The sequence below is a fragment of the Amycolatopsis sp. CA-211722 genome, assembly GCF_056828465.1.
This window is the reverse complement of record NZ_CP184752.1, coordinates 6,759,681-6,777,126: the sequence shown is the minus strand read 5'-3', so window position 1 is coordinate 6,777,126 and position 17,446 is coordinate 6,759,681. Positions and strand designations below refer to the sequence as shown.

Genomic DNA, 17,446 nt, shown 5'->3' with positions numbered 1-17,446 from the left:
CGATACAGTAACGTCGTGTATCCAGAAACGTTCTGTTACTGAATGGCGGGCGATGACCAGGCTGACCCGAGCCGAACAGCAGCAGCGCACCCACGAACACTTGCTGGAGGCCGGTCGCCAGGTGTTCCTGCGGCGTGGCTTCCTGGCGGCGACGGTCGAGGAGATCGCGGCCGACGCCGGGTACACGCGGGGCGCCGTCTACAAGCACTTCGGTGGCAAGGAAGGGTTGTGGCTGGCGATCATCGAAGCCACCGCGGAACGGCACCTCGCGGAGCTGGGGAAAACCCTCGCCCTGGCCACTGGCAGGGACGACGTGATCGCGGCTTTGGCCCCGGTCGACGTGGCGGACAAGGACGCCGCCCGGTGGAGCGCGGCGGCCGCGGAAGTGCTCGCCGCGACGGCACAGCAGCCCGAAACCGCCGACCTCGTCGCCGCCATCCAGCGGCGTCACGACGACGAGCTCGTCTCCCTGCTCGCCGAGCACACCCGGCGGCTCCCCCTCGAACCAGCCTTGCCGCTCCACGAGGCCATCGTGATGCTGGGCGCTCTGGGCATCGGGCTCGCCCTGCGGCAGGCGGTCGCACCGGCCGCCGACCCGGCCGCGATCCTCACACACGTGCTGGACTCGGTGTTCCCGCCCGAGGCGACGTGAGAAACTCGCGCGCGTGATCGATTCCTTCACCACCGCCGACCTCGTCGACGAACACGGCGACCGGCTTCGCGTCTGCGACACCCAGTTCCGCCAGTTCGGCGCACACCGGAAATTCGCGGGCCCGATCCGGACCGTCTCCTGCCACGAGGACAACGGCCTGGTCAAAAAACTCCTGGCCACTCCCGGCGACGGCGCGGTCCTGGTGGTCGACGGTGGCGGCTCGCTGCACAGCGCGCTCACCGGCGACATGATCGCGAAGTCCGCCGTCGACAACGGCTGGGCGGGCATCGTCGTCAACGGCGCGGTCCGTGACAGTGCCGAGCTCGCCGGGCTCCCGCTCGGAGTGAAGGCGCTCGGCACCAACCCACGCAAGAGTTCCAAGGCGGGCGCCGGCGCTGTCGACGTCCCGGTCGGCTTCGGGGGAGTGACGTTCACTCCCGGCGACACGCTTTACGCCGATGACGACGGCGTCGTGGTCCTTCCCACGTCGGAATCCTGAACCCGCTCAGACGACGATGACCCGGCGGCCGCGGGTGTGCCCGGAGTGGCTGTCGGCGTGCGCCGCCGCGGCGTCGGCGAGCGAATAGGACTTCGCGACCGGGATGTGCAGCTTACCGCGTGAGATGAGGTCGACGGCCTCCGCCAGCGCGTCCGGCACGCTTCCGGCCACGCCGGAGAAGCGAACGCCGAACTCGGGCGCGCCGAGATCGGCGATGGAGACGACGTTCCCCGGATCCCCGGTGAGCTCCACCAGTTCGGCGATCACCCCGGACCCGGCCAGGTCCAGAGCGGCGTCGACCCGGCCGAACCCCCGCACCCGCTCCACCCAGCCCTCGCCGTAGGTCGTGGCGAGCGCGCCCAGGCCGCGCAGGTAGTCCTGGTTCGCGGCGCCGGCCGTGCCGATCACCTCGATGCCGCGCTCGCGGGCGATCTGCAGCACCGCCGACCCGACCCCGCCGGACGCGCCGCTGACCAGCAGTCTTTCGCCGGGTCGCACCCCGACTTCGCGGATCAGCCGCAGCGCGGTCTCGACCACGGAGGGGTAGCCCGCCGCCTCTTCGAAAGACAGTCCGTCGGGCATCACCGCCCAGGCCGTCAGCACGGCGAACTCGGCATAGGTGCTCGCGCCCTCACCGAACACGAAGTCGCCGATCTCGACTCCGACGACACCTTCGCCGATCTCGTCCACGATCCCGGCGGCGTCCAGGCCGACACCGGACGGCAACACGGTCGGATGCGCGCCCAGGACCTGGCCCTCGCGGATCCGCCAGTCAACGGGGTTCACCCCCGCGGCCCGCACCGCGATGCGTACCTGGCCTGGGCCGGCGTGCGGGTCTTCGGCGTCGACGAGCTGCAGGACTTCCGGACCACCGAACTCGGTGAAGATCACTTTCTTCATGCGTCCGACCGTAGCACTAACGGTTAGTGTTTTGAAACTGTTGTTGTTTTGGATCTGCTAGCGTTCCCGCATGACCGTGCCGACCGGACGTCGTGAGCGGAAGAAGGCCGCCACCCGTCAGAAGATCGCCGAGACCGCGCTGCGGCTTTTCCTGGAACGCGGATACGAGGCGGTGGGGATCCGCGAGGTGGCCGCGGAGGCCGACGTGGCCGTCACGACGCTCTTCTCCCACTTCGCCTCGAAAGAGGCCCTGGTTTTCGAGCAGGACGCGAACTTCGAGCAGGGCCTTGTGCGGGCGGTGACCGGCAGGGCGCCTCATGGGCCGCTCATTCCCGCGCTGCGTCGTGAGGTTCACGCGATGGTGCGGCACTGCGCGGCGGAGGGCGCCGCCCCGATCTGGCGCATGATCGAGGAGTCGCCCGCGCTGCGGGAGTACGAGGACTCCATGCGGCTGCGCCACGCGGAGACACTGGCGGCGGCCATCATGGCGGATCCGGAGTCGTCGCGGTCCGCGACCGCCTGCCGGACGATCGCGAGGTTCGTACTCGACGCCTACTCGGTCGGCCGGGAGGCCGCCGATCCGGAGGCCGCGGTGAACGAGATCTTCCGGATGATCGAAGCGGCCTGGGAAGCCGCCGGCCCCGCCTAGTGCTTGCAATCTGCCACCAGTTGGGACTACCGTCTCGCTCAAGTGGTTGCATATCACAAGCGGAGGTCGCCGTGCTGACACAGGTCGCGGAGGGCGTACTGGTCCATCAGAGCGCGTTGCTCGAGAACAACACGGTCGTCGTGGAGGGCAGGGACGGCGTGTTGCTCGTCGACCCAGGGCTCACAGCCGACGAAATGGCCTGCCTCGCGCACGACCTGGCCGCTTCGGGCCGCCCCGTGGTGGCGGGTTTCGCGACGCATCCGGATTGGGATCACGTGCTCTGGCACGCCGAGCTGGGTGACGTTCCCCGCTACGGCACCGCCCGTTGCGCGGAGTACCTGCGAGATCTGAAGTCCAAGGCGGATTGGAAGACCGGCATCGCCGAGGGGCTGCCACCGGAAATCGCCGGAGAGGTGCCGCTGGACCTGTTCGGCCTGATCACCGGCCTGCCCGCCGGAACCTCTCGGATTCCTTGGGACGGTCCGCGAATCCGGATCGTCGAACACCCGGCCCACGCTCCCGGCCACGCGGCGCTGGTGATCGAGGAACGCGGCGTGCTCGTCGCCGGGGACATGCTTTCCGACGTCCTGGTCCCGATGTTCGACGACGACGGGGATCCGATCGAGGACTACCTGGCCGGGCTCCGGGTGATCGAAGACGAGGCGGGCGACACCGACGTCGTCGTCCCCGGGCACGGGGCCGTCGGCGGAGCCGGTGACCTGCGGGCACGGATCGACCTGGACCGGGCGTACGTGCACGCCTTGCGCGACGGCCGAGCCCCGGACGACCCGCGAATCGGCCCGTCCGCGAAGCCCGGCTGGGAATGGGTGAGCGATCTGCACGCCGGACAAGCCCAGAGCCTGGCCCGGAGACGGTCGTCAGCCTCTCGGCATGACACAGAGCTCCCGTGACTCCCCGGACTTGAAGTCGTAGACGACGGGATTGCCGTACTCGTAGCCGGGCACGGAGTTGCAGTCCGAACCGGACGCGGACGCGAGCTGGGCGATCACCGAGTAGTTGGCGGAACTGTCCGAACAGTGGACCCGGACGGCGCTGGCGCTGAACGCGCCGTTGCTGCCGGCGTCTTCGTCGGCCGAGATGCAATCCCCGGCCTGCGCGGAGAACGGGTCGGGGTCGACCTGGGGGACGCTGCCGCTGGAGGAGCCGCCGCTCGTGGTGATCGCCACGGTCACCGCGATCGCCCCGCCGGCGACGACGACCGCCGCCGCGGCGATCCCCACGATCAGCCCGGTCTTCGGGCTCTTCTTCGGCGGTGCGACGGGGTATTGCTGCCAGATCGGCTGCTGCTGAGGGTAGGTCACGCCATCAGGGTCGGCCACGCCGATGAAATTCTGATGACACGGTTCACTTGCGGGCGACGAGCCGTTCCACCAGCCCGAGTTTGAACCGCTCGCGGTGCTCCACGGTCAAGCCGAGACCGTCGATCTTGTCGAGCGGGCGGCGGAGGAAATGCTCGCCGGCCATCGGCACGGTGACCTTCTCGGCGATCCATTGCAGACCGCGGACCGCGCGCGACGAGCTCGCGATGTGGTCGAGCAGGATGAGTCTGCCGCCTGGCTGGAGGACCCTGGCCATTTCCCGTAACGCCTTGTCGTCGTCAGGGATGGCGCAAAGCCCGAGAGTGCAGACCACGGTGTCGAACGAATCGGCGTCGAAGGGCAGCTGGTGGGCATCGGCCCGCCGTAGCGTCACCGGGTGGCCGAGGCGTTCGGCGCGAGCTCGGGCGATGGCGAGCATGCCGTCACTGAGGTCGATGCCGGTGAGCGTGACGCCGCCGGGATAGAGCGGCAGGTTCAGCCCGGTCCCGACGGCCACTTCGAGGACTTCGCCGGTGGCCTGGCCGCAGGCCCACGCGCGGGAATCGCCGAAGAGTCTGCGGTCGAGGAACTGCATCTCCCGGTCGTAGCTGCGGGATTTGGTGTCCCAGTAACGGTTCCATCGGGCAGGCCGGGCCATGACGCTCCTTTCAGCAGCAGTGCTCACCGCGCCAGGCCTCACGGCCTTCCTTGATCGCGACGGCGGCGATGACGAGCGCGACCAGCGGATCGGCCCAGTACCAGCCGAAGAGGCCGTTGAGCAGTAGTCCGACGAGCAGGACACCGGAAAGATAGGTGCAGAGCAAGGTCTGCTTCGAATCGGCGACGGCGCTCGCGGAGCCGAGCTCGCGCCCGGCGCGGCGCTGGGCGTAGGACAGGAACGGCATCACGAGCAGCGAGACCGTCGCGAGCACGATGCCGACGGGGGAGTGCTCTGCGGGGTCCGCGCCGAACAGGGCGCGTACCGATTCGACGGTGACGTACGCGGCCAGCGCGAAAAAGGACACCGCGATGATCTTCAGTGCGGTGCGCTCGCGGGCTTCGGGATCCTTGCCGGAGAACTGCCAGGCGACCGCCGTGGCCGAGGCGACCTCGATGACCGAGTCCAGGCCGAAGCCGATGAGGGCGGTCGACGAGGCGATGGTGCCCGCCGAGATGGCGACGACCGCCTCGACGACGTTGTAGGTGATCGTCGCGGCGACCAGGAGCCGGACCCGCCGGGAAAGCGCGGCATGACGGTCCGGGGCGAGCGTGGACGTCACGGTGCGGCAGCCATCCGCGCAGGAACCGCTCTCCACGGTCACCGGACCACCTCGTCCACGCAGGGTTCGGCGGTGTCGACGGCCAGAACGACCTGGATGAGTTCCCGCAGGGCGCGGGCGAGGTGCGCGTCCGCGAGCGAGTAGCGGACCTGCCTGCCTTCGTAGCTGGCCACGACCAATCCGCAGCCTCGCAGGCACGCGAGATGGTTCGACACGTTCGAGCGGCTCAGCCCGAGCTGCCCGGCCAGAAGCCCGGGGTAGCTCACGCCATCGAGCAAGGCGACCAGGATCCGGCACCGGTTCGGGTCGGCGAGGGCGCGGCCGAGCCGGGCGAGGGCCGCCTCTTGGGTCTCACATGTCAGCACAGGTCGGACAGTACAGCGAGCGCTGACATATCAGCAAGGGCTGAACCGTTGACCCGACCGAGTGTCCGGACGCGACCCTCTGTTTCGTCGCGGTCTGTCAAGTCATCGCCGAACGCGGACGCCGGAGCGACCCGAAAGAGTCCGGTGTGGCCACTCCAACGGCCGCATCGCGGGCACGCGGGGGAGTCCCGGTGCGGTTTCGCATGACACCTCAGCACAATCGCCGGCCCGATTGCGTGGCCGCCTAAAACGTCGAGTCACGTTTCCAAAAGGTTTCCCATGCGCCGACGAATTCGGCATTCGAGTGGCCTTGTCGCATTACCTGAAAGTGCGCTTGTGCGGGAAAAACCCCTTGCTATGTTGATCGTGCGGGGCCGCACTTCGGGGCATGACCGGCGCGCCGCGAATTGTGGATCTTGTTTGTTCACACGACTATCGAAGGGTGGACCTTGCTGTGACCGTGACCGAATCGGACACTTCCGCCGAAGGTGTCCAGGGGCCGGAAAATCCGCAGCTGAGTTTGGGCAGGGCCGCCGCTCGCAACCTGGCGACGACCACCAAATCCGTTCCGCAGATGCAGGGAATTTCGTCCCGGTGGCTGCTGAAATCGCTCGAATGGGTTCAGGTGAACGGCGGTGCCTACCGGGTCAACCGGCGGCTGAATTACGCGGTCGGCGACGGGCGGGTGACCTTCTCGAAGGCGGGCGCCGAGGTCAGCGTGATCCCGGCGGAACTGGGCGAATTGAAGCCGCTCAAGGGATATGACGACGAAGAGGTGCTCGCCGAACTGGCCCGCCGATTCGAACAGCAGGAAGTGGCGGCGGGCGACGTACTGGTCGAATTCGGGCACCGGGCCGACCGGGTCTATCTCATCGCACACGGCAAGATCACCAAGACCGGCCCCGGTCACTACGGAGACGAGACCGCGCTCGGCGTGGTCAAGGACGGCGACTACTTCGGCGCGCAAACCCTCGTGGACAGCGACGGGATCTGGGAGTTCACCGCCAAGGCGGCCACCGCCTGCACCGTGCTCACCCTGACCCGCCAGGACTTCGAGCGGGTACTGGAAGAATCCGAATCGCTGCAGGCGCAGATCGAGCAGGCGTCGCAGGACTCCGGGCGCTCCAACGACTTCGGCGAGGCCGAGATCGACATCTCCTCCGGGCACGACGGCGAGCCGCTGCTGCCGGGCACGTTCGTCGACTACGAGACCTCGCCGCGCGAGTACGAACTGAGCGTCGCCCAGACGGTGCTCCGGGTCCACAGCCGGGTGTCCGATCTCTACAACCAGCCGATGGACCAGACCGAGCAGCAGTTGCGCCTGACCATCGAGGCACTGCGTGAGCGGCAAGAGCACGAAATGATCAACAACACGGACTTCGGCCTGCTGCACAACGCCGACTTCACCCAGCGCATCGCGACGCGCACCGGCCCGCCCACTCCGGACGACTTCGACGACCTGCTCGCACTGGTGTGGAAGGACCCTGGATTCTTCCTGGCGCATCCGCGCACGATCGCCGCGTTCAGCCGCGAGTGCAGCAAACGCGGGATCTACCCGACCGGCGCCGATCTCGGCGGACATAAGGTCCCGTCGTGGCGCGGGGTGCCGATCCTGCCCTGCAACAAGATCCCGGTGAGCCAGACCAGCACCAGTTCCGTCCTGCTGATCCGCACCGGCGAGAAGAACCAGGGCGTCGTCGGCCTCCGTCAGATCGGCCTGCCGGACGAGTACGAGCCCGGCCTGAACGTCCGGTTCATGGGGATCTCGGAGCAGGCGATCATCTCCTACCTCGTCAGCACCTACTATTCCGCGGCCGTACTCGTTCCGGACGCACTCGCCGTCCTCGAAGCCGCCGAACTCGGCCGCGAAGGATGACCGCCACGACGCCGGAGGCCGACCGGCGGCTCAGCCTCGGCCCCGCCGCCGCGCGCAACCTGGCGACGACCACCAAGACGCGGCCGCAGATGCAGAGCATCACGCCGCGCTGGCTGCTGAAGATGCTGCCATGGGTCGAGGCGTCCGGCGGTACCTACCGGGTCAACCGGCGGCTGACCTACGCGATCGGCGACGGGCGGGTGAGCTTCACCAACGTCGGCACCGAGGTCCGGGTCGTCCCGCAGGAACTCGCGGAATTGGCCCTGTTGCGCGGTTTCGACGACGAGGACACGCTCACCGCGCTCGCCGACCGGTTCGTGCAGCACGAATACCAGCCCGGCGAGACCATCGTCGCCCACGGGTCTCCGCTCGACGAGGTCGTGCTGGTCGCGCACGGCAAGATCGCCAAGGTGGTGCCGGGCGAGTACGGCGCCGAGGCCGCTGTCGGCGGTATGGCCGACGGCGACCACTTCGGCGACGAAATGCTCGCCGGCATCGACCGGAACTGGCCGTTCACCGCGAAGGCCATCACCCCGGTCATCGTGCTGACCCTGCGCGCGGAAGACTTCGCCGACCTCAACGGCCGGTCCGAAGCCATGCGCCGGCACGTCCAAGACATGCTGGCACACAAGGGAAAACCGCAGAACGCCAAGGGCGAGGCCGAGATCGGCATGTCGTCGGGGCACGACGGCGAGCCACTGCTGCCGGGCACGTTCGTCGACTACGAGATCTCGCCGCGCGAATACGATCTCGCGGTCGCGCAGACGTCGCTGCGGGTGCACACGCGGGTGACCGATCTCTACAACGGGCCGATGGACCAGTTCGACGAGCAACTCCGGCTGACCGTGGCGGCACTGCGGGAGCGGCAGGAGCACGACCTGATCAACAACCACGAGTTCGGGCTGCTGCACAACGCCGACCTCAAATCGCGGTTCCAGACCCGGTCGGGTCCGCCGACTCCCGACGACATGGACGAACTCGTCAGCCGGCGCCGCAAGACGAAGTTCTTTCTCGCCCATCCGCGGGCGATCGCCGCGTTCGGCAGGGAATGCACCCGTCGCGGCCTGTATCCGGAGGGCACCACGGTCGACGGCAAGGTGGTCGGCGCGTGGCGCGGCGTGCCGCTGCTGCCCTGCGACAAGATCCCGATCACCGACAGCGGCACGTCCTCGATCCTCGCCATGCGGACCGGTGTCGAGGACAACGGTGTGATCGGGCTGCACCAGACCGGCCTGCCCGACGAGTACGAGCCCGGCCTGAACGTGCGCTTCGACGGCATCAACGAACAGGCGATCGCGACCTATCTGATCAGCACCTACTACTCGGCCGCCGTACTCGTCCCGGACGCGCTCGGCGTCCTGGAGAACGTCGAGGTCGCGCGGTGACGACGACGAACAACAACGCTCCAGAAAGGACCACACACGTGACCATCGCCCGCACTCCCGCTCCTGCCAAGGTGTTGCGCACCGAGTACCAGAAGTCGGTGGCGTCGTACTGGAACAAGGAGAAGGATCCGGTCAACCTGCGGCTGGGCGATGTGGACGGGCTCTACCACCACCACTACGGGGTCGGCGAGGTCGACTGGTCGGTGCTGGAAGGACCCGAGAACACCCGCGACGAGCGGATCATCGCCGAAATGCACCGCCTGGAGACCGCGCAGGCGGACGTCCTGCTCGATCACCTCGGCGACGTCGGACCGGAAGACCGGCTCCTCGACGCCGGCTGTGGCCGCGGCGGGAGCAGCATCATGGCCAACGCGCGTTTCGGCTGCCACGTCGACGGCATCTCGATCTCGGAGAAGCAGGTCGAGTTCGCCAACCACCAGGCGGATATCCGGGGTGTCGCCGACCGGGTGCGCTACCACTTCCGGAACATGCTCGACACCGGCTTCGAAACCGGCTCGCGCAAGGCGATCTGGAACAACGAGAGCACGATGTACGTCGATCTCCACGAACTCTTCGCCGAGCACGCGCGGCAGCTGGAGTTCGGCGGGCGGTACGTCACCATCACCGGCTGCTACAACGACGTGACCGGCGGCCGGTCCAAGGCCGTCGCGCAGATCGACCAGCACTACACCTGCAACATCCACCCGCGCAGCGAGTACTTCAAGGCCATGACGGCGAACGACCTCGTGCCGATCTCGGTGGTGGATCTGACGCCGGACACGATCCCGTACTGGGAGTTGCGCGCGAAGTCGTCGGTGGCGACCGGGATCGAAGGACCGTTCCTGGACGCCTATCGAGAGGGCAGCTTCCACTACCTGCTGATCGCCGCGGACCGCGTCTGATCTCGCGAAACCATCGGAGCGATGCGATGACCGAACAGGGTGCGCTCGCCACACTGCTGGCCGGTCCGAGCGGGCTGGGCACGTCCGCCGCCCGGCTGGCAGCCCGGCTGACCGCGGTTCCTCAGGAGATTCCGGCGCCCGAGGAACCCGGTCTCGACCCGGCGTACGCCTACCGGCCGTGGGGTGACGGGTCGGCGCCGCCGCTTTACTGCCCCGTCACCGAACGGATCAACGACCCGCTCGCAGACGAGGTCGACCGGCGGCTCGTCCTGTGGGCGGGGGAGTGCGGCTTCGACGAGGACGAGTGCGAGCAGTTCGGGAAGGCCGGCTTCGGCAGGCTGGTGATGCTCGCCCACCCGGACTGCGAGGATCCCGACAGGCTGCTGATCTCGGCGAAGCTCAACGCCGCCTGGTGGGCGGCCGACGACCTCTACGCCGACGACACCTCCCTCGGCGCCGTGCCCGCCGAGCTGCCGCCGAAGCTCGCGCTGGCGATGGCCGCCATGGACCCGGTGCCGTCGTTGGGCGAATTCAGCCGCGAACTGGACGAAACACTGCGGAACGAGCGGGTTCTGGTGGCGCTGGGCTCGGCGACGGACTTCCTGCGGAGATCCGGGACCGCCGCGCAGGTCCAGCGCGTCTGCTACTCGACGTTCGCGATGTTCGTGAGCTGGAGCGCCTACGCCGCATGGCGGCACAGCGGGAAATACCCGCCGGCGTGGGAATACCTCGCGGCACGGCAGCACGACAGCTTCTACACCTCGATGACGTTGATCGACGTCCTCGGCGGCTACGAACTGACCTCGAACCTGTACTACGACCCCAGGGTCCGGGAGGCGGCGATCCAAGCGGGGACGGCGTCCGTGCTGGTCAACGACGTGCACTCGGTCGTCAAGGATCTGGAGGACGAGTCGCCGCCGTGCAACGCGGTCCTGTTGATCGCCGACGACCGGAAATGCTCGATCGAGGAGGCCACGGCGATCACCGTCGAATTGCACAACGACGTCGTCCGGGACTTCCAGGCCGCGCACGAGAAGCTGAGCGCGGTCCCTTCGGTCGAGCTGCAACGGTTCCTACGCGGGTTGCGAGCGTGGATGGGCGGCGGTTTCGAATGGCATTCGACGAGCCCGCGATATCGGACGAAACCCAGCGTTTAGTCCTCTGGATGCGGTGGTTCGCGACACGAACCACCGCATTTAGAGGACTAAACGCGGAAGGGGGCTAGACGACGCCGGCCTCGATCAACTGGCCCCAGATCACGCCCTGGTCCACGACTTCGACTTCGAGTTTCTCGGCCTTGGTGAGCTTGCTCGCCCCGACGTCGGCGCCGGTGATCAGCATGTCCGTGTTCGCCGAGACCGAAGACGCGATGGCCGCGCCCGCCCGTTCGCACAGCCGCTGGAAGGTCGGGCGCGGCACCTTCTCCCCGGAACGGGGGTCGCTGATCGAGCCGGTGACCACGACCGTCTTGCCTTCCAGCGGCGCACCGGCCGCGACGACCGGCGGGAGGTCCTCTTCGCGTACGTCCAGCGAAACTCCGACCTCCCGCAGCCGCTCGAGCTCGGGGCGAAGCCGGGTGAGGTGCTCGATCAGGGACGCGGCGACCTTCGGGCCGATGTCCTCCACGGCGACGAGGCCTTCCTCGCCGGCGTCGGCGACGGCTTCCAGCGAACCGAACCCTGCCCGGCACAGTCGCGCGGCGGTGCCCTCGGAGGCCATCGGGATCGCGAGCCCGATCAGCGCCCGGCGCAGGCCGACGGCCCGGCTCGCGTCGATCGACTCGATCATGCGGGTGGCGGAGACCTCGCCGACGCGGTCGAACTCCAGCAGCTTTTCCTTGGTGAGCCGGTAGAAGTCCGACGGGTGCTCGAGAATCCCGGCCTCGGCGAGCCGCTCGATCCAGACTCCGCCGATCGCGTCGATGTCCGCGGCCGCGCGCGACGCCCAGTGGATCAGCCGCCGGACGGTCTGGGCAGGGCAGGCGACGTTGGTGCAGAACAGCTCCCGGCTGTTGCCCTGCTCGGTCAGCGGCTCTTCGCACGACGGGCAGACCGACGGCGGCACGATCTCCCGCTCCTCGCCGGTCCGTTTGGCGGCGTCGAGCACGCCCGCCACGAACGGGATCACGTCGCCCGCGCGGCGCACCAGCACCGTGTCGCCGATCTTGATACCTCGGGCCTTGATGACCTCTTGGTTGGCCAGCGTCGCCCTCGTGACGGTGGTCCCGCCGACGAACACCGGCTCCAGCCACGCGACGGGCGCGATCTTGCCGGTCTTGCCGACGTCCCACACGACATCGGCGAGCACGGTGGTCTTCTCCTCGGCGGCGAACTTGAACGCCAGCGCGCCGCGCGGTGAGCTGGACCTGGTTCCGGCCGCGGCGTACGCGTCGCGATCCGCCAAGCGCAGCACGGCACCGTCGAGGTCGTAGTCGAGCTCGTTGCGCTGCCGCTCGATGGTCGTGATGACAGCCTGGGCCGCCTCGGCATCCTCACAGTGACGCATGTCGGCCGCGGCGAATCCGAGCGTCCGGAGCGCGCCGTCGAGATCGGTTTCCGCGCTGTCGGGCTCGGTGGAAAGGTCGAAGGCGAAGAACTGGAGACGCCGCTCGGCGACGGTCGCCGGATCCTTGGCGCGCAGCGTGCCGGCGGCGGCGTTGCGCGGGTTGATCAGCGGCTTGTCCGGGTGGGCCTTGTTGTAGGCGGCGAAAGTCGAGCGCAACATGACCGCCTCGCCGCGGACCTCGACCCGGCCGGGCGCGTCCACCTTGTCCGGGACGCCGTCGGTCAGCGCCCGGACCAGCATGGTCACGTCGTCGCCCGTGGTCCCGTCGCCGCGGGTGACCGCCCTGGCGAGCCTGCCGTTCTCGTAGACCAGTGCCAGCGACAGGCCGTCGAGCTTGGGCATGACGACCACCGGCTGCCCCGGGAACCGGGCGAAGAACGCCTCGACCTGCTCGGGTTTGGTCGCCTTCTCCAGCGACAACATCGGGCGCGAGTGCCGGATGGGCGCGTGCAGGATGGCGGGTGCCCCGACCTGCTCGAGCGGGTTCGGATCCGGGGCCAGCTCGGGGTTCGCCTCGATGAGCCCGCGCAATTCGTCTTCGATCGCGTCGTAGTCGGCGTCGGCGACCTTCGGCGAGCCACGGTAGTAGGCGTCGCGAAGGACGACGATCTGATCGGCGAGTTCTTGGATGCGGTCCCGAGCGTTCACAGGGCAGAGATTACCCGGGAGCACCGACAGAACTCCGTCCGAAGAGGACTCGTGTCACGGGTTGATGGCGAGCACCAGGAACGCGGCGAGCAGGACCAGGTGCACCCCGCCCTGCAGCCGGGTCGCACGGCCGGGGACGACGGTGAGCACGCTGACCGCGATCGTCAGCGCCAGCAGCACGATATGCGTGGCGCCCAGGCCCAGCATCAGCGGGCCGTCCAGCCAGATCGACGCCAGCGCGATGGTCGGGATGGTGAGCCCGATGCTCGCGATCGCCGAACCGTAGGCGAGGTTCAGGCTGGTCTGCATCCGGTCGCGCCGCGCGGCCCTGGTCGCGGCCAGGGTCTCCGGCAGCAGGACCAGCATGGCGATCACGACGCCGACGAACGACTGCGGGAAGCCCGCGGCCCGGACCCCCGCTTCGATCGCGGGCGATTCGACCTTCGCCAGGCCGACGACGGCGACCAGCGCGACCAGCAGCAGCCCCAGGCTGGTCAAAGCCGCCTTGTTGCTCGGCGGTTCGGCGTGTTCCTCCTCCTTGACCGAGCCATCGCTGTCGACCGGCAGGAAGAAGTCACGATGGCGCACGGTCTGTGTGAGCACGAAGAGCCCGTAGAGCAGCAGCGACGCGACCGCGGCGAAGGTGAGCTGTGTGCCGTTGAAGGCCGGACCGGGAGTGCTCGTGGTGAAGGTCGGCAGCACGAGCGTGACCGAAGCGAGCGTCGCCACGGTGGCGAGCGCGCCGCCGCTGCCTTCGGGATTGAAGTGTGTCTCGCCGTAGCGGCGGGCGCCGACCATGAGCGAGATCCCGGCGATGCCGTTCATCGTGATCATGACCGCGGCGAACACGGTGTCGCGGGCGAGGGTCCCGGCCTCGGGGCCGCCGGAGGACATCATCGTCACGATCAGCGCCACTTCGATGACCGTGACCGCGATCGCCAGCACCAGCGAGCCGAAGGGTTCCCCGACGCGATGCGCGACCACTTCGGCGTGGTGCACCGCCGCCAGCACCGTCCCGCCGAGCGCGAGCGCGACGATGACCACCGGCGCCGCGCCCAGGTCGCGGCCCCAGCTCAGAGCCAGCACGATGATGGCGAGAACCGGCATGACGGTGGTCCAGGACACGGGGAATCGTCTGCGCGAAGCGGCCATGCCGTCACCTTCGCACACTCTGCGTGACGTCGCCCCTTCGTCGGGGCCGCGGGTGACTTATGTCAGCGTCGCCAACGCCTCGCCCAGTACGTGGAGTCGGCGGACGATCACGAAGGGCGAGCGCCGGGGATCTCGATGGTGATCCGTTCGTCGGCGGCCACGATCCGCTGAAGGCGGAAGCGGCAGAGGGTGTAGAACATCTCGCCGAGCTCTTCGGGATCGATACGGCCTTCGAGGTCGCGTTTGCTCGCGTTGAGCACCCGGCTGATCATGGCCGCGGGCACGCGGCCACCGAATTCGCCCATCAGCCAGACACCGATTTCGCCGATCTCTTCCGTGATCGTGCGCTGCGCGGTCATCAGCCGTACCCCTCTGCGTCGGAGTGTCACGACACTCCGACGGGCGACCGGAACACCCATGACGGGATACCCGCGAGATTGCTCTGCTCGGCCTAACCTGCCGACGTCGGTTGCACCGAACCGTGCAGCGGGATGGGCCGATCTCCGGGAGAACCCCGATGTGACCGGTAGCCGGGTGTGCCAGCCTCGAAGTTGACCATTGTGGACAGTCAGGGAGGAGGGCACACGCGTAGTGGCCCCAGCAAGTGAAGAAGAAACCACGCGATGGACAGCCGAGCTGACCGCGCTCTGTGAGCTTTACCGGTCAGGGGAGATCGCGGGATCGACGGAGTCGGTGTCACACGCGGGGTGGCACACCGGAGCCCGGATCGGGACGAGCACCGCGGACGGACGGATGCTGGCCTACCACGATTCGGGGGTCGAGGCGGAGTGCGTGTTCCGGGCGGGAGAGCGCACGCTGTTCAACATCATGAGCACCGGATACGGGAGCGACACCGGCGAGCGCGGGTTCGCGGTGTGGAGCAGGCGACCGGGCGTTCTCGGCGCGATCGACGGCGGAGTGACTCGGCTGGAGGTGACCGACGCGGACGGCGACGTCGTCCAGGCCGCGATCGTGGCGCACACCTTCGCGGTGGACGTGGATCTGGGGCGGGTTCCCCAGACGATCGACGAGGTTTTCGCCCCATGGGAGCCGCCGGAGCTGACGGTCCGGGTGTACGGCGAGGGTGACGCGCTGAGGTACGAAGGTCCTCTGCTGACCACGTGAAAGCAGGTGAAGCCTCCTTCGCTCGCAGGGCGAAGGAGGCTTCACCTCCTTGTGAGGTCAGCCGTTCGGAGTCGTGATCACCGCGAAGGTGGATCCCTGACCGGCGATCCGCTCGCTGAGATCGGTGGTGATCGTCTCGATCGGCGCGTAGTTGTTCAGCTCACCGGCCTGGCAGGGGCCCGACCGCGCCTGCTGGTTGCCGACCAGGATGCCCAGTGCCGCGTGGTCGGCCTGGCTGAACAGCGGTCCGCCGCTGTCGCCCGGACGGGCGCAGAGGTCGGTGTTGATGCCGACGTCCGTGGAGAGGACGCGCCCGCACCGGGTTCCGACGAGGTAGCCGGCACCCGCGCCGCTGTCGACGGAGTCGGGGTAGTTCACCGCGCTCGACGCCGTCCCGGAGGCGCAGACGACGTACCCGGCCTTGATGTCGGCAAGCTTGCGGGCACTGGTGATGTACTCGTCGACCGAGGTGGCCTGCGCGCCGCACGGGGTGTCGCCGTTGCTGTCCATACCGCCGTTGCGGCAGTACTTCAGCACGCGGTTGCGGCCGGTCTGGCCTTCGAGCCACTGCGTCGACGCCGCGTCGTCGACATACGGCAGGGCCGCGTAGTCGTACGGGTACGAGCTCTTCTCGATACCGTGCTGTTGCAGGACTTCGTTTCCATTGTGCTGCGTCGGCGTGTTGTTGGTCTTGGTCCGCATGCAATGCCCAGCCGTGAGAACCCAGCCCTTGCCGGGGAAGCCGCCACCGGTGGACCGCAGGGTGAAGCCGCTGGTGCAACCACCCCAGGTGCCGTTGTCGCGCTTCATGTCCAGCCGGAGGCCGCCACGCATCGGGCCGTAGTTCGTGCAGTAGAGCGGGTGACAGAAACCCAGATCCACGTTCGCCGTGGACAGCGCGTTCGGGTTCTTCAGCACCCGGGAGACGACCATGCCGGATTCCGCCGCCGCGGCCTGGTGCGCGGCGTTCGTTTCGGCGGCCGCGGTGCGCATGGCGGCCTTCTCCTGTGCCACCCAATCGCGTTCCCAAAGCACGACCCGGTTTTCGGACTCGCTCACCGAAGGCAGGTACACCGCTTCCGGGCCGGCGCCGACCTTGGCCGCGACGCGTTCCTTGGCCGCTGTGAGCTGCTGCAACGAGTGCTGGACCTGGTGCGTGCGAACGGCGGAACGGGCGGGCATCGCCTTCAGATACGGCTCGGCCGCCGAGGGCTTGGTCATCGCCACGACCAGCTGTCCCTTGTCCTGGTCGAGCCACATACCGCCGTACTCCGCCCCATGGTCGCGGCGCAGGAGTTCGTCCAGCTTGCGGCTGTCGTTCTGGAGCTCCAGACGCCGCAACGCCTCCTGCTCGCTCACTCGATGGTTCTCGACCAGATAACGCACCGACTCCCGCACCGAAGCAGGGTCGAGCGCGGTGTGGAACGGCTGCACGGATACAGCCGCCGCCGGGCTGCCCAGTGCGATGGTCGCTGCCAGCACCGAAGCGGCCAGCGCCCCCAGTTTTCCAGCTCTCCGCACGAGATCTCCTCACATGTCGGGACTTCGCGATCATTCAACCGGACGTCGCCGCTGGAGTGGGGAGATTTTCCGACACCGCCGGGCGCCCCGTGCCCGCGGCGGGACGGGCACGGGGCGCGATTCGCTACAGACTCGGCACTCGCCGCTGTTTTCCTTGGCGGGACTTGACGATCCAAGCGCAGAACAGCGTCAGGAGACCGACGCTGGTCCCTGCCGACACCCCGATCTGCGGGGTGCTGGCCCTGACTACGCCGACGACGATTCCGCCGCCGATCGTCAGGAGGAGACACATCCGCAAAGTCGGGGCCCAGCCGGCGAGGACCGCCATCGCCAGACAGAGCCGGCTGTCGCGGGTCGGCTCCTTGCGATGGCGTCCCGGCGTCCTCAGCAGCGGCCGCGCCGTGCGGATCATTTCCGCGGACGTCGCGACTCGCCGAACCGGCCTCTCGGTGTATTCGATGACGACTTTGACCCGTTGGGGCGCCTCGTTGTCTGGTGTCTTCGTGTTGTCGGGCTGTATGGTCACGACCGTCCTGTCCTTGTTCTAGCGAGCGGGCGAATGGACATCCGCGTGGCCTCCTGTGACAGCAGGGGGCCACGCGTGCGTT

19 protein-coding genes are annotated in these 17,446 nt (G+C 68.3%); 9 read left to right on the top strand and 10 right to left on the bottom strand.

Going from position 1 to position 17,446, the window contains the following annotated elements:
* Window positions 1-52: 52 nt before the first annotated feature.
* Both ACOCEP_RS31980 and rraA read left to right on the top strand, forming a co-directional pair.
* On the top strand, window positions 53-652 hold the full coding sequence (locus tag ACOCEP_RS31980) for a TetR/AcrR family transcriptional regulator (RefSeq protein ID WP_482332880.1): 600 nt from the start codon (window positions 53-55) through the stop codon (window positions 650-652).
* Between the two features lie 13 nt (window positions 653-665).
* A complete protein-coding gene (gene rraA / locus ACOCEP_RS31975; protein WP_482332878.1) occupies window positions 666-1,151 on the top strand; it encodes a ribonuclease E activity regulator RraA in 486 nt (161 codons plus the stop codon).
* A gap of 6 nt (window positions 1,152-1,157) precedes the next feature.
* Here the strand turns inward: rraA and ACOCEP_RS31970 are convergent, their stop codons facing one another.
* The gene (locus tag ACOCEP_RS31970) at window positions 1,158-2,051 is read right to left on the bottom strand and encodes an NADP-dependent oxidoreductase (protein WP_482332877.1); all 894 of its coding nucleotides are present in this window, start codon (window positions 2,049-2,051) and stop codon (window positions 1,158-1,160) included.
* Between the two features lie 70 nt (window positions 2,052-2,121).
* On the opposite strand from ACOCEP_RS31970, the gene ACOCEP_RS31965 reads away from it, so the two are divergent.
* Together ACOCEP_RS31965 and ACOCEP_RS31960 are read left to right on the top strand one after the other, a co-directional pair.
* The gene (locus ACOCEP_RS31965) at window positions 2,122-2,700 is read left to right on the top strand and encodes a TetR/AcrR family transcriptional regulator (protein ID WP_482332876.1); all 579 of its coding nucleotides are present in this window, start codon (window positions 2,122-2,124) and stop codon (window positions 2,698-2,700) included.
* 71 nt (window positions 2,701-2,771) lie between these two features.
* Window positions 2,772-3,611: an MBL fold metallo-hydrolase gene (locus ACOCEP_RS31960; protein WP_482332875.1), complete on the top strand. Its 840-nt coding sequence runs from the start codon at window positions 2,772-2,774 to the stop codon at window positions 3,609-3,611.
* Here the strand turns inward: ACOCEP_RS31960 and ACOCEP_RS31955 are convergent.
* The 4 genes from ACOCEP_RS31955 to cmtR are packed head-to-tail and all read right to left on the bottom strand — an operon-like array spanning window position 3,579 to window position 5,664.
* Window positions 3,579-4,022 (bottom strand): LppU/SCO3897 family protein, encoded by a 444-nt coding sequence (locus tag ACOCEP_RS31955; protein WP_482332873.1) that lies wholly within the window; start codon window positions 4,020-4,022, stop codon window positions 3,579-3,581. The two genes, ACOCEP_RS31960 and ACOCEP_RS31955, sit on opposite strands and share 33 nt — an antisense overlap.
* Window positions 4,023-4,065: 43 nt before the next feature.
* A complete protein-coding gene (locus ACOCEP_RS31950) occupies window positions 4,066-4,677 on the bottom strand; it encodes a class I SAM-dependent methyltransferase (protein ID WP_482332871.1) in 612 nt (203 codons plus the stop codon).
* 10 nt (window positions 4,678-4,687) lie between these two features.
* Complete coding sequence (locus ACOCEP_RS31945; RefSeq protein ID WP_482332869.1) at window positions 4,688-5,341, bottom strand: cation efflux transmembrane domain-containing protein; 654 nt, start codon at window positions 5,339-5,341, stop codon at window positions 4,688-4,690.
* Window positions 5,338-5,664 carry a Cd(II)/Pb(II)-sensing metalloregulatory transcriptional regulator CmtR gene (cmtR, locus tag ACOCEP_RS31940; protein ID WP_482332868.1) on the bottom strand — a complete coding sequence of 109 codons (327 nt, stop codon included), beginning with the start codon at window positions 5,662-5,664 and terminating at the stop codon, window positions 5,338-5,340. Before cmtR ends, ACOCEP_RS31945 begins: the two co-directional genes overlap by 4 nt.
* 454 nt (window positions 5,665-6,118) lie before the next feature.
* Between cmtR and ACOCEP_RS31935 the strand changes: the two genes are divergently transcribed.
* Genes ACOCEP_RS31935 through ACOCEP_RS31920 form a run of 4 tightly spaced genes read left to right on the top strand, consistent with a single transcriptional unit; the run spans window position 6,119 to window position 10,984 of the window.
* A complete protein-coding gene (locus ACOCEP_RS31935; RefSeq protein ID WP_482332867.1) occupies window positions 6,119-7,540 on the top strand; it encodes a family 2B encapsulin nanocompartment shell protein in 1,422 nt (473 codons plus the stop codon).
* Complete coding sequence (locus ACOCEP_RS31930) at window positions 7,537-8,925, top strand: family 2B encapsulin nanocompartment shell protein (protein WP_482332865.1); 1,389 nt, start codon at window positions 7,537-7,539, stop codon at window positions 8,923-8,925. The genes ACOCEP_RS31935 and ACOCEP_RS31930 overlap by 4 nt, the downstream gene beginning before the upstream one ends.
* A 38-nt stretch (window positions 8,926-8,963) precedes the next feature.
* Window positions 8,964-9,827 carry a geranyl diphosphate 2-C-methyltransferase gene (locus tag ACOCEP_RS31925; RefSeq protein WP_482332864.1) on the top strand — a complete coding sequence of 288 codons (864 nt, stop codon included), beginning with the start codon at window positions 8,964-8,966 and terminating at the stop codon, window positions 9,825-9,827.
* Window positions 9,828-9,853: 26 nt separating this feature from the next.
* Entirely contained in the window at window positions 9,854-10,984 is a 1,131-nt protein-coding gene (locus ACOCEP_RS31920) for a family 2 encapsulin nanocompartment cargo protein terpene cyclase (protein WP_482332862.1), read from the top strand.
* Between the two features lie 64 nt (window positions 10,985-11,048).
* Here the strand turns inward: ACOCEP_RS31920 and ligA are convergent, their stop codons facing one another.
* From ligA to ACOCEP_RS31905, 3 genes are all read right to left on the bottom strand, one after another.
* Window positions 11,049-13,040 carry an NAD-dependent DNA ligase LigA gene (gene ligA / locus ACOCEP_RS31915; RefSeq protein WP_482332861.1) on the bottom strand — a complete coding sequence of 664 codons (1,992 nt, stop codon included), beginning with the start codon at window positions 13,038-13,040 and terminating at the stop codon, window positions 11,049-11,051.
* A gap of 54 nt (window positions 13,041-13,094) precedes the next feature.
* Window positions 13,095-14,192, bottom strand: coding sequence for a calcium:cation antiporter (locus ACOCEP_RS31910; protein WP_482332860.1), 1,098 nt, complete (start codon window positions 14,190-14,192; stop codon window positions 13,095-13,097).
* Between the two features lie 107 nt (window positions 14,193-14,299).
* Window positions 14,300-14,551 (bottom strand): hypothetical protein, encoded by a 252-nt coding sequence (locus ACOCEP_RS31905; protein WP_482332858.1) that lies wholly within the window; start codon window positions 14,549-14,551, stop codon window positions 14,300-14,302.
* A 334-nt stretch (window positions 14,552-14,885) separates the two neighbouring features.
* On the opposite strand from ACOCEP_RS31905, the gene ACOCEP_RS31900 reads away from it, so the two are divergent.
* Window positions 14,886-15,317, top strand: coding sequence for a hypothetical protein (locus ACOCEP_RS31900; RefSeq protein WP_482332856.1), 432 nt, complete (start codon window positions 14,886-14,888; stop codon window positions 15,315-15,317).
* Window positions 15,318-15,374: 57 nt separating this feature from the next.
* Here the strand turns inward: ACOCEP_RS31900 and ACOCEP_RS31895 are convergent, their stop codons facing one another.
* Window positions 15,375-16,838, bottom strand: a complete 1,464-nt coding sequence (locus tag ACOCEP_RS31895) for a trypsin-like serine protease (RefSeq protein WP_482332854.1) — start codon at window positions 16,836-16,838, stop codon at window positions 15,375-15,377.
* A 124-nt stretch (window positions 16,839-16,962) separates the two neighbouring features.
* Window positions 16,963-17,364, bottom strand: a complete 402-nt coding sequence (locus ACOCEP_RS31890; protein WP_482332853.1) for a hypothetical protein — start codon at window positions 17,362-17,364, stop codon at window positions 16,963-16,965.
* Between the last annotated feature and the right edge of the window lie 82 nt (window positions 17,365-17,446).

What these genes read in the sequence shown, in the direction of transcription:
- ACOCEP_RS31980 (WP_482332880.1), top strand. Translation starts at nt 53, where the DNA reads ATGACCAGGCTGACCCGAGCCGAACAGCAGCAGCGCACCCACGAACAC.
- ACOCEP_RS31970 (WP_482332877.1), bottom strand. Translation starts at nt 2,051, where the DNA reads ATGAAGAAAGTGATCTTCACCGAGTTCGGTGGTCCGGAAGTCCTGCAG.
- ACOCEP_RS31965 (WP_482332876.1), top strand. Translation starts at nt 2,122, where the DNA reads ATGACCGTGCCGACCGGACGTCGTGAGCGGAAGAAGGCCGCCACCCGT.
- ACOCEP_RS31950 (WP_482332871.1), bottom strand. Translation starts at nt 4,677, where the DNA reads ATGGCCCGGCCTGCCCGATGGAACCGTTACTGGGACACCAAATCCCGC.
- ACOCEP_RS31930 (WP_482332865.1), top strand. Translation starts at nt 7,537, where the DNA reads ATGACCGCCACGACGCCGGAGGCCGACCGGCGGCTCAGCCTCGGCCCC.
- ACOCEP_RS31920 (WP_482332862.1), top strand. Translation starts at nt 9,854, where the DNA reads ATGACCGAACAGGGTGCGCTCGCCACACTGCTGGCCGGTCCGAGCGGG.
- ACOCEP_RS31910 (WP_482332860.1), bottom strand. Translation starts at nt 14,192, where the DNA reads ATGGCCGCTTCGCGCAGACGATTCCCCGTGTCCTGGACCACCGTCATG.
- ACOCEP_RS31905 (WP_482332858.1), bottom strand. Translation starts at nt 14,551, where the DNA reads ATGACCGCGCAGCGCACGATCACGGAAGAGATCGGCGAAATCGGTGTC.